Annotated in this window: 13 protein-coding genes; 7 read left to right on the plus strand and 6 right to left on the minus strand. The window is 42.6% G+C overall.

What is annotated here, in order from left to right; translation table 11 throughout:
• Positions 1–264 precede the first annotated feature (264 nt).
• The 6 genes from AC59IL_RS33135 to AC59IL_RS33160 all read right to left on the minus strand — a co-directional run bounded on the left by AC59IL_RS33135 (position 265) and on the right by AC59IL_RS33160 (position 4,784).
• A complete protein-coding gene (locus tag AC59IL_RS33135; RefSeq protein WP_496556548.1) occupies positions 265–486 on the minus strand; it encodes a hypothetical protein in 222 nt (73 codons plus the stop codon).
• 12 nt (positions 487–498) lie between these two features.
• Positions 499–1,362 (minus strand): glucose 1-dehydrogenase, encoded by an 864-nt coding sequence (locus tag AC59IL_RS33140; RefSeq protein WP_496556549.1) that lies wholly within the window; start codon positions 1,360–1,362, stop codon positions 499–501.
• Positions 1,362–1,826 carry a hypothetical protein gene (locus tag AC59IL_RS33145; protein ID WP_496556550.1) on the minus strand — a complete coding sequence of 155 codons (465 nt, stop codon included), beginning with the start codon at positions 1,824–1,826 and terminating at the stop codon, positions 1,362–1,364. Before AC59IL_RS33145 ends, AC59IL_RS33140 begins: the two co-directional genes overlap by 1 nt.
• Before the next feature lie 384 nt (positions 1,827–2,210).
• The gene (locus tag AC59IL_RS33150; RefSeq protein ID WP_496556551.1) at positions 2,211–2,834 is read right to left on the minus strand and encodes a GNAT family N-acetyltransferase; all 624 of its coding nucleotides are present in this window, start codon (positions 2,832–2,834) and stop codon (positions 2,211–2,213) included.
• A gap of 411 nt (positions 2,835–3,245) precedes the next feature.
• Positions 3,246–3,983 carry a uroporphyrinogen-III C-methyltransferase gene (gene cobA, locus AC59IL_RS33155; protein ID WP_496556552.1) on the minus strand — a complete coding sequence of 246 codons (738 nt, stop codon included), beginning with the start codon at positions 3,981–3,983 and terminating at the stop codon, positions 3,246–3,248.
• A gap of 114 nt (positions 3,984–4,097) precedes the next feature.
• Entirely contained in the window at positions 4,098–4,784 is a 687-nt protein-coding gene (locus tag AC59IL_RS33160; RefSeq protein ID WP_496556553.1) for a Crp/Fnr family transcriptional regulator, read from the minus strand.
• Positions 4,785–5,115: 331 nt separating this feature from the next.
• On the opposite strand from AC59IL_RS33160, the gene nirB reads away from it, so the two are divergent.
• From nirB to AC59IL_RS33195, 7 genes are all read left to right on the plus strand, one after another.
• Positions 5,116–7,617 carry a nitrite reductase large subunit NirB gene (gene nirB / locus AC59IL_RS33165; protein ID WP_496556554.1) on the plus strand — a complete coding sequence of 834 codons (2,502 nt, stop codon included), beginning with the start codon at positions 5,116–5,118 and terminating at the stop codon, positions 7,615–7,617.
• A gap of 324 nt (positions 7,618–7,941) precedes the next feature.
• Complete coding sequence (gene nirD / locus AC59IL_RS33170) at positions 7,942–8,295, plus strand: nitrite reductase small subunit NirD (RefSeq protein WP_496556555.1); 354 nt, start codon at positions 7,942–7,944, stop codon at positions 8,293–8,295.
• 282 nt (positions 8,296–8,577) lie between these two features.
• Entirely contained in the window at positions 8,578–10,137 is a 1,560-nt protein-coding gene (locus tag AC59IL_RS33175) for an alginate export family protein (RefSeq protein ID WP_496556556.1), read from the plus strand.
• 20 nt (positions 10,138–10,157) lie between these two features.
• A complete protein-coding gene (locus AC59IL_RS33180) occupies positions 10,158–11,390 on the plus strand; it encodes a CmpA/NrtA family ABC transporter substrate-binding protein (protein WP_496556557.1) in 1,233 nt (410 codons plus the stop codon).
• Positions 11,391–11,426: 36 nt separating this feature from the next.
• Positions 11,427–12,209 carry a nitrate ABC transporter permease gene (gene ntrB, locus AC59IL_RS33185; RefSeq protein ID WP_496556558.1) on the plus strand — a complete coding sequence of 261 codons (783 nt, stop codon included), beginning with the start codon at positions 11,427–11,429 and terminating at the stop codon, positions 12,207–12,209.
• A gap of 123 nt (positions 12,210–12,332) precedes the next feature.
• Entirely contained in the window at positions 12,333–13,202 is an 870-nt protein-coding gene (locus AC59IL_RS33190; protein ID WP_496556559.1) for an ABC transporter ATP-binding protein, read from the plus strand.
• Positions 13,203–13,256: 54 nt separating this feature from the next.
• A complete protein-coding gene (locus tag AC59IL_RS33195) occupies positions 13,257–14,564 on the plus strand; it encodes a NarK family nitrate/nitrite MFS transporter (protein WP_496556560.1) in 1,308 nt (435 codons plus the stop codon).
• The last annotated feature ends 154 nt before the right edge of the window (positions 14,565–14,718 follow it).

Below are 14,718 nucleotides of genomic sequence, written 5' to 3' on the forward strand. Positions count from 1 at the left end.
AAAGTAGTGTGAACAAAAATCCCCAAACAGGGAAAGCCGTTGACAGTTTACAGGTGGAAGTTTGCAGATTTTACCTGGCATTTGGCAGTAAGTGTTTTTTTTACCTGTTATATGATTACCAGGCATATTCAACTGTACATTGCCAGCTGAAAACTAAATTCCCGGACATTTTAAAAAACAATTGCTGATTTATAAATTTTGAGATTTCTGTAAAACAGAGGTTCCGTAATTCTATAAATCCCCAAATCCAAAAATCCAGAAATATTAACTCTGACTTGTTTTCTTTCCTGCTGCTACCAAAACAACTACGCCGCACACGGCTATGGCAATACCGGCATAGGTTGGCCAGGCAACTGTTTTCTGTTCTTTTTTATTCAATTCAATGGGCCCCAGGTCAGCCACTTTTTTTTCGCTGGTAAAATTTATTTGCCTGATTATGATCATGGCAATGCCAATGACAATAAGTACAATCCCTACCATTTTCATGTTACATCGGTTTTAAGTATTTACAATTTCACCTCCATTGGGGTGAAGAATTTGCCCTGTTATATAAGAGGCTTCATCGGATGCAAGAAAAACGTAGGACCAGGCAATTTCAACCGGTTCGCCGGCACGACCTAACGGCGTATCAGAACCGAATGATTTTACATGCGAAGGCGGAAAGGTGGCGGGAATCAGCGGTGTCCAAACAGGACCGGGCGCCACACCATTTACCCTGATCTGTTGTTTGGCAAAGTAGGCGCTCAGCGCCCGGGTAAAACTTACAATAGCGCCTTTGGTAGCTGAATAATCCAGTAAATGCGAACTGCCCCGGTAAGCGGTAACGGATGTGGTATTGATAATACAGGCGCCTTCCTTTAAATAATTTTCTGCCGCCTGCACCAGGTAAAACATGGCGAAGATGTTCGTTTCAAACGTTTTTTTCAGTTGCTGTGGAGTGATGTTTGAAAGACTGGTTTGCGGAAACTGAATGCCGGCATTATTTATCAGCACATCTATTTTGCCAAAACGATTAATGGTTTGCTGAATAATTTTTTTACAATGGGCCGGTTTACCAATATCACCGGCTATCAGCAAACATTGTTGCCCTATCTCTTCAATACGGCCGGCCGTTGAACGTGCATCTTTATCATCTTCGTGATACGCAATAACTACATCAGCGCCTTCTTTTGCAAAGGCAATAGCTACTGCTTTTCCTATGCCGCTGTCGCCCCCGGTTATAATGGCTGTTTTATTACGCAGCCGCAATACATCCCTTTCCTTTTCAAATATTGGCTGGGGTTGCATCTGTTTTTCTTTGCCCTGCTTTTTTTTCACCGTTTGAGCAGGACGAATTTTTCTCTTTTTTTGTCCGTGCTGCATTAATACAATGTTTTACCCTGTTCGGTTTTTTGATTTTTTTTCACAACAGTAGCGCCGATAACAGCTGTCAACGCTCCCAAAATTGCATTCACTGCAATGGTGGTCGATAAAATGGTAAATAAGATATCGCCGCGGCCCGCCTGTGCAGGAACATCTGCCGACGAAATACCGGTAAACATCGAGTTAACGAGTAATAGCAGCACACACAACAGGGATGCTAATAAAATACCGTATATAGTGATCTTAAGGCCCATCATAAACAAGGAACGTACGCTGGCGGTTTCGTGAACGCGGTGATTGCCTTTAAACACACCCATTAATACAACGGCGCTGAATAAAATACTGCCGATATACAGCACCCATACATTGGTGTAATTGCGGGCGAACAAATAAACGATTATACTCAGGGTATTAAATACCGCTGCCCAAACAGAATATCTTATATAAAAAGCCTTCAGCGTCATATACTTTTTCAGTATACGCTAAAATTTCGTGCCGTGAGGTTTTGAGGTTGGTGTGGAGATTACTCTACAGTATGCCAATTAAAAAATGGATGAATTGTATGATGTCGCTGAATAGCATCGCAGCTAAGCCGGGTTATTGATGTATTACTCGTCTGTATGTGTCACGGGGTAATTTCAATAAGCAAAAAGGGAAGCCGGGAACGGCTTCCCTTTAAATGGGAGTAATAATTCACATATATCTGCTTCAAAATCTCCACGGCGTTGCCATGGTTAGGATAAGGCGTAAGGATAAGGGCGTAAGCACATTACAGGATAAGTAGCAGGATAAGTGTTTAATGGTGCGTTCTTTTATTTGAGGACAAGGTTATGTATTGGGTTAGTGTCTTAGTCGTTTTTAGTGTTGCAGATAAAAGTTTCTCTGGTGCATACAAATAAATTGCATACTGTATATTGATGATACACCTGATCTTCGAATTGAAATCCCGCTTTTTGCAACAGGTCGTTGTATAATTTGTTATCAGCTTCAGGTTCTGCCATGATTTGCCTGATCTCTGGAAAAGAAAAGAAATATTCCATACAGGTTTGCAGTGCTTTCAAATGAAGCGGCCGAACTATTTTTTTGTTGGTGTTCATAAGCAGCCTGATGATGTAATCACCCGGTGATGAAGGATAAGTTTCGCACAATTCATCTTTGTCGGCAGCGCAAATATCTATCTGACAAACCGGTATCCGGTTTTTGATCAATGCCATGAATGAACGTGCAAAATCGCTGTAACCAGTATACAAATAACTAGCAGCCACTGAATCTTCAGCGCGGCTTAGCTTCCATGCCCATTTATACAAAGTAGTTACATCGCGGGGCACACAAAACGGCCGTAACGAAATAGATAATGAAGAAGGAAGAAAGTGTTTGGTATAAACTACTTCTTTCCTTGCCGACATACTGGTAGAAGCGAAGAACCCATCTGCCTGGCTGGTAACACCTGGCTTATAGCAAGCTATTTCCATATTTGAAAAATTTAAGCTCCCGGATTTTAAACCGGGAGCTGTAAGTGCCTAACCAGAGCCTTCGTGTAAACTTTGAAAAAAAATTGAGGCGCAGCAACCGATAACTATTTTGTGCTACCTGTTTTAAGTAACACTTGATTATAAACAACGTGACAATGCAGTACGACAACAAAAAAAACAGAAAACTTTTCGATTTAGTAATCCCCCTGTAGAAGGCGATACATAGAATCACTTAGGCCATTGCGTTACCGGTTAGGAATTCTTTGGTATACGAAAGATATTGAGGTGAGAATTTATTGTAATATATAACGTTTTTATGTAATCGCAAACTGATATGTGTTGGATTTTATTGATCAGGATAAATTTACTCAACATCATATGATAAAATATTTAAATCAATAGGAAGAATGATTACACATCAGCCAAAGGTAAGGCAGTAACATGCCCGATAATGATCAGGGCCGGATGTGTAATATGTTTTTCTGCTGCTATTTGCGGAAGATCTTTTACCAGGCCTTTCGCCAGTTTGTTATAGGGCAATGAAGCATAATGTATAATGGCTGCAGGCATATCGCCGCATCCTTTTTCAATATAGGTATTGGCTATTTCGGCAAGTTTTTTCATGCCCATATAAATCACCACTGTGGCTTTGCTTTGTATGGCCAGTTGCAGATCGGCCGATAATGAACCATCTTTTTTTGTTCCGGTTACCACCCAAATACTTTCACTGATATTGCGAAATGTGAGTGGTATATCGTACAAACCACTTGCCTGCATGCTGGTGATGCCTGGAATATAGGTAGTACGAATGCCGTGCTCGCGTGCATATAAAATTTCTTCAAAGCCCCTTCCGAAAATAAACGGGTCGCCGCCCTTGAGGCGTAATACCTTTCCTTTTTCAAATGCTTTTTCGCGAATCAATTCATGAATATGTTCCTGGGGGGTATATTCGCCGTAGGGTAATTTGCCCACATATATGTGTTCGCAATCGGGTTTTGTATAACCGAGTAAAGTTTTATTCACCAGGTTATCGTACAAAACCACCGGCACTTCCTGTAATATGCGATAAGCTTTCAGCGTGATCATGTCAGGATCACCAGGCCCCGCGCCGGCTACAATCAGTTCGGGTTGAATATTGGAGGAGCTCACAATCGTAAATTTAAAATTGCTGATTTAGTGATTTCGGGATTTTGAGATTTAATTAGCGTTTAGCAATGGAAGAAATCGCAAAATCTCTAAATCCCAAAATTCCAAGATGCAAAGTTATTCACCGGCGTGCAGGTTCAGCTTTTCTGTATCAAGAACACGAATACTTTTTCCTGATAATTCAAGAGAACCTTCCTGTACCAGTTCATTCATGATGCGAAAAACGGTTTCGTAAGTGGTACCGGTATAGGAGGCAAGGTCCTGGCGGCTCAGCGTTAAATCGATAAATCCTTCTTCGGTGGTGCCAAATTTTGCGTGAAAATTCAACAATGCCTGGGCAATTCTACCTTTTACCGGCATATGCGCCAGGTTGCGCATCTTTTTTTCCGACTCCTTCAGCTCCCCGGCAAAGAACATCATCAGTTCGTACAGGAACTGGTAATTTACTTTCAGGGTCGATTGAAAAAAGTCGAGGTCTATAAAACATACTTCCGAAGGTTCAAGGGCGGTTGCCGAAACAGGATAATATATATCATTACCTAAACCGCGATGTCCCAGAATGGCGCCATTCTTTGCCACCCGAACGATCAGTTCCTTATCATCGGTCCATTTTTTATGCACCTTAAATGTTCCCTTATATATAAAGTAGATGCCGGTAACCTGACTTCCTTCGGTAAACAGCATTTCGCCTTTGTTTACATGAAAGCTCTGGCGGTATATATCAATAGCAGGCAACCAGTCTTTTGAACAGAGCCTGCACAAAAAGCAGCTTTTCAGATCACAACCATTTTTATTTTTTTTCACGCTTCAAATATATATGTAAAATAATTTAATATAATCTTTCAAAGATACCCACATTTTGCAAAATCGGTATAGTGCAACTTATTATTAACTACGAGTTTGCACAAATTAAAATTTGACTTAAAAACCTAAATATTTACACATTATTAAAATAAATATATGAGCAATGTCAGGTTTATATGTAAAAATAATAATAAAAAGGCCGTATTTTTATTACACAGATCACAAAACAACGGTTAATTTTTTAAGGAATTGCCAACTTGATATTACATGTGATTTATTTTAATATTAACGATTGCTGCGAAAATTTAATCCAGATCAAAAAACGCAGAATATGAAAATAGTAGTTATTGGCAATGGAATGGTGGGTTATAAGTTTTGTGAAAAACTAACTGCCAAAGCCCGGCCGGGTCAATTTGAGATTGTTGTTTTTGGCGAAGAAACCCGCCCCGCTTACGATCGCGTTCACCTGAGTGAGTATTTTGCCGGTAAAACTGCCGACGATCTTACCATGGCGCCTATTGAATGGTATGCTGAAAATAATATCCGCCTGTACCTGGGCGATCCGGTTCAGCATATCGACCGGGCCCAAAAAACGATTCGTTCGCACCACGGTTTGGTTGAATCGTACGATTACCTCATTCTTGCAACGGGTTCTGCCGCCTTTGTTCCGCCAATCCCCGGCGTTGAAAAAGAAGGAGTATTTATATATCGCACCATCGAAGACCTTGAACTGATGACGGCCCACGCCAAAAAAGCAACTACCGGCGCAGTAATAGGTGGTGGTTTGCTGGGGCTCGAGGCTGCCAAGGCCATGATCGATTTGGGTGTTACCAATACCCATGTAATTGAATTTGCCCCCCGTTTAATGCCCCGTCAGATTGATGACGCCGGCTCAAACATTCTTAAAAACAAGCTCGAAGCGCTGGGACTTTCCATTCACACCAGCAAAAACACCGCAGAAATTTTAGGCGAACAATATATTACCGGCATGCGGTTCAATGATGAAAGCAAGCTCGATGTAGATATGCTGGTGATTTCGGCCGGTATTAAACCGCGCGACGAGTTGGCGAAACAAGCCGACCTGCAAACAGGCAACCGCGGCGGTATTATCGTAAATGATAAACTGCAAACGAACGATCAGCACATTTTTGCCATCGGCGAATGTGCATTATATAATGGTATGATCTATGGCCTCGTAGCCCCCGGTTACGAAATGGCCGATGTGGTAGCTTCTAATTTAACCGGTGGTGATAAATTATTTACCGGTTACGATATGAGCACCAAGCTGAAGCTGATTGGTGTTGATGTGGCCAGCTTTGGCGATCCTTTTGTACCTGCATCCGAAGGCCGTAGTATAGTGCTCGAAGACAGGATGAAAGGTGTGTACAAGCGCATTAATATTTCGCCCGATGGAAAATATTTACTCGGGGGTGTGCTGGTAGGTGATGCAGATGCATACAACATGTTGCTGCAAACCGTAAAGAATAAAGTGGTATTGCCACCCAATCCCGAAGATGTAATACTTGGCTCTCGTGGCGGTTCAGCTGCTGAAGGCGGCGCCGGTGTATCGAGCCTGCCCGATGATGCTTTAATATGCAGTTGCGAAAGTGTAAGCAAGGGCGACATATGCAGTGCTGTATGTGATGGCAACGAAAGTATGGAAGCCATTAAAAAATGCACCAAAGCAGGTACAGGTTGCGGTGGCTGTGTGCCGATGGTAAAAGACCTGATCACTCATACGCTGAAGTCGCAGGGTAAATATGTACGCAACGTTATATGCGAACATTTTAATTACAGCCGCCAGGAATTATACGACCTGATAAAAGTTCATAAACTGATGACCTTCGATGAAGTACTCAATAAACTGGGTGCCGGCGATGGTTGTGAATTATGTAAACCACCGGTAGCATCTATTTTGGCAAGTTTGTGGAACGAAATGATCCTGGCCAAAGGAAACGATACCGCACAGGACAGCAATGACCGCTTTTTGGCGAATATTCAAAAAGGTGGTACGTACTCAGTGGTGCCCCGCATACCCGGTGGAGAGATCACTCCCGAGAAACTGATCGTAATAGGACAGGTTGCTCAAAAATATAATCTCTATACAAAAATAACCGGCGGTCAGCGCATCGATCTTTTTGGCGCTCACCTGAACGATTTACCTGAAATATGGGCTGAACTGATTGCAGCCGGTTTTGAAAGCGGTCATGCTTATGGTAAAGCATTGCGTACCGTTAAAAGTTGTGTGGGAAGCACCTGGTGCCGTTTTGGCCTGCACGACAGCGTTAGTTTTGCCATTCAGATCGAAGAGCGCTATCGCGGATTACGGGCTCCCCATAAAATTAAATCGGCTGTTTCGGGTTGTATACGCGAATGTGCCGAAGCACAAAGCAAAGACTTTGGTATAATCGCCACCGAAAAAGGCTGGAACCTGTATGTGTGCGGTAATGGCGGATCAAAGCCACAACACGCTTTGTTGCTGGCTACCGACCTTGATTCAGAAACCTGTATAAAATATATCGACCGATTTTTGATGTTCTATATCAAAACTGCCGATCCGTTAACACGTACGGCTACCTGGCTGAACAAAATGGAAGGTGGTATCGATTACCTGCGCAACGTAGTGGTAAATGATAGTTTGGGATTGGCCGCGCAGCTCGAAGCAGAAATGCAACTATTGGTCGACAATTATAAATGCGAATGGAAAGAAGCGGTAGAGAATCCTGAAATACGCAAACGCTTTACTCACTTTGTGAATGCGCCTGAAGAAAAAGATCCATCGGTGAAGTTTGATCCCATGCGCGAACAGAAGAGAGCGAAAGAGTGGAAGTAACTAAAAAGCAATAGGCAATTAGCAATAAGCAATTGCCTGGGTTTTATGATGGTTGAAATGAATTTGAGTTTTTAAAGTTTAGCGACATTTGCCTATTGCCCATTGCCAATTGAACCGTAATCCTTCTCTGATATAACTAAAACACTCTCATTAATATTTAACCTGTTTGTCTGTAACAGCAAACGGTTGAATGCCGCATTACTAACGATTGCTTGCCTGCATTAAAAATGCAGCGGGTTTTTATTTCCCCCATTTAATTGCCATTGAAAAAAGTGATCAGCGAAGGCTGAAACAGAAATTTTTTGCCAAATCAATGTACATGCTATGATTCAAGAAAAAGTATTTACCTGGTTTTTAGCCTGCCGTACAACAGATGTACCCGAAAACGGTGGTGTATGTGTAAAGTATCAGGATGAGCAGATAGCGCTGTTCAATTTTAGCCGCCGCAAAGAGTGGTATGCTACCCAGAATATGTGCCCACACCGCCAGCAAATGGCGCTTAGCCGTGGTTTGATCGGTACACAAAACAGTGAACCGAAAGTGGCTTGTCCGTTTCACAAAAAAACTTTTTCACTCGCTACCGGAAAGTGTTTGAATGGCGATGAATGCGACATAAAAACATATCCTGTAAAAATAGAAAACGACTGGGTGTATATAGGAGTAGAAAATGTTGAATAATGAATGCTGAATTTTGAATATTGAAGTTGTTTTTACTTCATCATTCATAGTTCTTCGGTTCGATATTCGATATTTTAAGATGATGATTGCCTGCTTATGACCTCTAACAGATTGCTGCTTTGCTTAACCCGATTGTTAAATTAAAACCAAACACTGAATGACAAAATTGACAACCAACCAAAACAAAGCCAATTAAAAAACCCCGGCAGATGGCAGTCTGGCCGGGGCGAAGCAAATTCTAAAATGAATGAATCATCATCATCTTAAAACCAAAACAAAAGTATGAAGGAAAAATTAATTTTCATGGGGCTGTTAGGAATTGTGTTTATGGGAAACCCTTTTAAAGGTGTTGCTCAATTTTCTTTACTGGGGCAATTAAGAACGCGTACCGAAATGCGCGACGGGTATGGTACGTTGAATACCAAAGGGTCGTCAAAAGCATTATTCACTTCACAACGGGCGCGTTTGACATTTGGCTATAAATGGGACCGGGTAAATTTTAACGTATCTGTTCAGGATGTGCGTGTGTGGGGCCAGGACGCTTCTACCATTAATAATGCCGATGGCAACCGGTTAATGGTACATGAAGCCTGGGCCGAGGTAACGCTGATGAATGTGGCCGATACCACTATCAAAACAAAAGGTATTGATAACCTTTCTTTTAAAATAGGCCGTCAGGCTTTAATATATGATGATGTTCGTTTGCTGGGCGACCTCGACTGGCTGCAACAGGCGCGCCGCCACGATGCCTTGCTGGTTAAGGCAATGCACCATGGCTGGCAGGTTGACCTGGGAGTAGGTTTTAATCAAAATAGCGATGCAGCTGGTGTAACAGGAACCTATTATACAGCCGGCAACGTGCCTCCCTATGTTACCAATTCGCTCGGTGTTCTGGTAGCAACCCCCGCTGGCTTAATACCCCTTTCGACCAATGGCACCATGGGCGCAAAAAGTAGTTTGACGGGTACACCGGTGCTGGCCAATACCGTAAGCACCAATGGTATGAACCAGCAATATAAGTCCATGCAAATGTTGTATGTAAGCCGCAAGTTCGGTCAAACAAAATTTGCCGGTCTTTTCTTTAAAGATGACTTTTCAAAATACCGTCTTGATTCTGTTGGTGGTGCATCATCCGGTTATGTATTCGGCAGAAGATATGATGTAAAAGGTGTTAACAGCCGGCTTACCTATGGCATGATGATCAATGGTACTATAGGTAATGCATCGGGTTTAAAGAAAGCATGGCAGGTAGGCGCCTATTTCCAGAGCGGCAAAGACAGAGATGGGAAAAGCCTGAAGGCTTCGCATTATACCGCTTCGCTTATGTTACAAAAAGGCAAGTTCAGCTTTGGTCCGGGATATGATTATTTATCAGGTAACGATCCCAATACAGCAGCTACCGACAACCACCGCTTTGATCCCCTGTACGGAACACCGCATAAACATTGGGGATATATGGATTATTATTATGTAGCAACCGGTGCACCGGTAGGCGGCCTGCAGGATGCTTACTTTAAAGTTAAGTACCAGTCGAATTTATTCTCATTATCGGCCGATGCACACAACTTCAGACTGGCTGAGAATGTAGTGAATGCAGCAGATGTCAATAAAGCAAATATTAAAAAAGATCTTGGATATGAGTTCGATTTTATAGCCAACTATTCACTGAACAAGTTTACTACGCTGGAACTCGGTTATTCTTTTATGCTGGCGAACAACAGCACAGAGTATGTTAAAAGAACGACCATGGACCAAACCAATCAGCGGCCTACATGGGCTTACCTGATGATTAACATTCGTCCTGATTTCTTTTTCACAAAACCAGTGGCAATTAAACAATAACGCTATTAAAATCAACCAACATGAACACGCTTTTTCATAAATCAAAAATATTCTTAATAACGCTCGCTGTATTGATCGTTTCGAGTTCGTATGTACAGCATGCGTCGTATAAACCAAAGCCAACCAAAGTAATTAAGCTGGGCTTTATTCCCTTAACCGATTGCGCTCCCCTGGTTATAGCAAAAGAAATGGGTTTTTTTCAGAAATACGGTTTAGATGTGCAGGTAACGAAAGAAGCGTCATGGGCCAATGTGCGTGATAAAATATTGAACGGTGAGCTCGATGGTGCGCATTGTTTGTTTTCGATGCCGTTTTCGGTATACGAAGGCATCGGCGGTAAAGCCGGTTCCGAAATGCGCATTGCCATGATGTTGAATAATAATGGCCAGGCGATTACGCTCTCAAAGGACTTTTGCGGTTTGGTTGGGTTCAAAGAAATTAAAAAAGTTGCAGCAGCAGTGAAGTCTGTACAGTCGCGCAAAGAGGTAACTTTTGCCATGACCTTTCCCGGCGGCACACACGATATCTGGTTAAGAACATGGCTGGCCGCCTGTGGTGTTAATTCGAAATCAGTAGGCATTATCACCATTCCTCCTCCGCAAATGGTGGCTAACATGCGTGTTGATAACATGGAAGGTTATTGCGTAGGCGAGCCCTGGAACGGTGTTGCAGCTGCACAAAACATTGGTTTTACTCATATCGCTACACAGGATATCTGGAAGAACCATCCCGAAAAAGCGCTGGTGGTAAATAAAGCATTTGCCGAAGGCAGCCGCGAAGACCTGAAAAAAGTAATGATGGCTATTCTCGAAGCCTGCAAATGGCTCGATAATATGGGTAACCGTAAAAAAGCAGCAGCTATTCTGTCGCGCCCTAATTACGTGAATGCACCGGTAACAGTGCTCGAAGCCCGTTTGATGGGCAGCACCGACCTCGGTTGCGATTTAGGTGTGCAGAAGTATAAAGATGATTACATGTTGTTCCATAACAATGGGTTTGTAAATGCACCGCGCAAAGCACATGGTATTTGGTTTTTGTCGCAATATGTTCGCTTTGGATACATTGGTGCATTACCTGCCAATTATAAAGAAATTGTTGATAATATAATAATGGATGACCTGTATGCAGAAGTGGCAAAGAGCATGAACATTCCCATTCCTGCAGATGATATGAAACCATTTAAGTTGAATATTGAGTCTGTAACATTCGACCCCAATAATCCGAAAGCATACATCGCTGCTTCGCCAAAATAAGTAAACCCGATTATGTAACCATCAAAATTAAAAAAGATGAAAGCAAAAGCAATTAAAGTAGGTTGGTCGGTTTTGTATTTTGTTGCCGGCATGCTGTTGTTGCTGGGTTTGTGGGATATGATAGCGCGCATAACCAAAAACGAAATTCCATCGCCGTTGGCTACCTGGAGCGTGTTTAAAGAGGTTATGCATAATCCGTTTCAAAACGATCCTGATTATAAAGGAATAGGTACAAAACTGTTAAGTTCCCTGGCAAGGGTAGGCATTGGTTTTGGATTGGGCAGTTTAATCGCCATCCCGCTTGGATTTATCATGGGTTCAAGCAAAACCATTATGAATATCATCAATCCCATTGTGCAAATATTAAGGCCGGTGTCACCACTGGCCTGGTTTCCTTTGGGCCTGGCCATTTTTCAGGATTCGCCTAAAGCAAGCATATTTATGATATTCATTTGTTGCTTGTGGCCAACGCTCATCAATACTTCATTTGGAGCGTCAAGCATTCCGCAGGATCATAAAAATGTAGGTAAAGCCTTTGGTTTTTCGGTTTGGAAATATATAACGAAGATCATGTTGCCTTATAGCCTGCCGCACATTTTCACCGGGTTGCGGTTGTCGATAGGCGTGGCCTGGATGGTAATTGTTGCCGGTGAAATGTTATCGGGCGGCATCGGGTTAGGCTATTTTGTTTGGGAAGAAGGGTTCAACGGAGGCAGCGTGGCAAAAATTCTGGTTGCCATTCTGATCATCGGAGCAGTAGGATTGGTGCTTGATAAAATGTTTACCGGGCTGCAAAAGCGGTTCACGTATGTTGTTTAATCACCAACAATATTCAAAGGCATCCGATGGCTGTGTTGAGCATATTATCTCTGCGGAAAAACCCATCGGATGCCTGGAACAGGCAAAAGCAAATAACTTTTAACGTTTAAAACCTGACACAAAATGAACACAGCACCCAGCCAAATAGCCACAAAAAATATTGCCGACTCCATTCTGGAGCCGGTATTAACGCCGTCAACGGCCATTGATATCAAAAACGTTACGGTTAGTTTTAAAACACCGAAAGGCACTTATACTGCCGTGAAAGAAATTTCACTCACGGTACAAAAAGGCGAGATCATCAGTTTGATTGGTCACTCGGGTTGTGGTAAATCAACCTTAATGGGCACCATCAGCGGTATGGTTAAACCTTCAGGCGGTACCGTAATAGCCAATGGTAAAAGCGTAAGTGGCCCGGGGCCCGACAGAGGCATTGTTTTTCAGAATTATTCCCTGTTGCCCTGGTTATCGGTATACCGAAATATTTATGAAGCAGTTGATAGTGCTTTAAAAGATATGTCGAAGGCAGAAAAGAGAGCCCTTGTTGAACGCAATCTGAAAATGGTGCATTTGTGGGAACATAAAGATAAACTGCCCGGCCAGCTTTCGGGTGGTATGAAACAACGGGTGGCCATTGCGCGGGCATTTGCCATTAATCCCAGCATCCTGTTGCTCGATGAACCTTTCGGTGCATTGGATGCCCTGACCAAAAGCAATATGCACGTTGAGTTATTGAAACTGTGGAACCTCGATAACCGCGAAAAAACCATTGTAATGGTAACGCATGATATTGAGGAAGCCATCTTTTTAAGCGACAGGGTAGTGGTGATGAACAACGGTCCTGCCGCTACTATTAAAGAAATCGTTCCTGTTCCATTGGAGCGGCCGCGCAACAAAAAAGACATTGTGCACGATCCGGTGTATATGAGCATTCACGACAAATTACTGAACCTGCTGATTGATAAGTTTTCGATAAATGATATAAAAGAATAACAGAAACCAAACTAACTAAAACAACAAATTTTTAAACCGCATAATTTCTGAAGTATGAGTCAACCGCTTGCTAAGCTGAACATTTTTTCGGGTAAAGGAATACAGATGCGTACCTTCCATATTACCTGGCTTACCTTTTTCTTTTGCTTTTTCGGATGGTTTGGTATTGCACCGCTGATGCCGCTTGTGCGCGAACAATTGCATTTAACAAAAGAACAGGTAGGTAATATTACCATTGCATCTGTATCGGCTACCATTATAGCGCGGTTGATCATTGGCCGCTTATGCGATACCCTGGGTCCCAGATTGTCGTACACTATTTTGCTGATTATTGGCGCAATTCCGGTTATATGTATCGGGTTTGCCCATAGCTACGAAAGCTTTTTACTGTTCCGTCTTATTATCGGTATCATAGGCGCTTCGTTTGTAATAACCCAGTTTCATACTTCAGTAATGTTTGCCCCCAATGTGGTAGGTACTGCCAATGCCGTTGCCGGCGGATGGGGTAACCTGGGTGGCGGTGTTACCAACCTGGTAATGCCTTTAATTGCTGCCGCATTTGTTGGATTAGGTTATATCGACAAAGCCAATTCATGGAGAATCGCCATGGTAGTGCCCGGCACTATTTTATTGATTATGTCATTTGTTTACTACCGGTTTACGAAAGATACGCCTGCCGGTAACTATAATGAAATTAAACGCCAGGCGAAGGAAAAGAAGAAAGGCACTTTTGTAATGGCTTTAAAGGATTACAGAACCTGGATACTGGCTGTTGCTTATGCCGCCTGTTTTGGGATTGAAATTACCGTTGACAACGTTGCGGCTACTTACTTCGTCGACAATTTTAAGGCTACCATTATTATGGCAGGTGCACTGGCCAGCGTTTTTGGTTTTATGAACCTGTTTGCCCGCGCCCTCGGCGGTATCATCAGCGATAAAGTAGGCAAAGCCTATGGCCTGCGTGGAAAAGGCTTATTGCTGGCCGGTTTTCTGGTAATGGAAGGCATGGGCATTATACTGTTTGCCAATGCAGGTACCTTAACCATGGCCATTGTTTCGATGTTGTTATTTGCCCTGTTTTTGAAAATGGCTAACGGCGGAACCTATTCGATAGTTCCATTTGTAAATAAAGATGCTATTGGAAGCGTTGCCGGTATTGTGGGCGCCGGTGGAAATATTGGCGCCATGCTGGTAGGCTTTTTATTCAAATCGAAAAACATCACCTATGCCCAGGCCTTTTATTATATAGGTATTGGCGTTGCGGTGGTTGGCGTGCTGGTTTTGTTAACCCATTTACGTAACGCGCAGAAATCAGAAACTGCTACGGAAATGAAAGACGAAGCAGCGTTGGCAAGAGCATAAGTTTTAAACAGATGAATATTGAATAATGAATGTAGAATGTCGAAGGAAATACAGAAGGAATTAAGAATTAAAAATAAGAAATGTTAAATGAAAAAGTGAAAGACGAATACAAAAACGCTATACTTCGGCATTCAAAATTCAACATTCGATATTC

The organism is Niastella sp. sgz303648 (assembly GCF_059587045.1).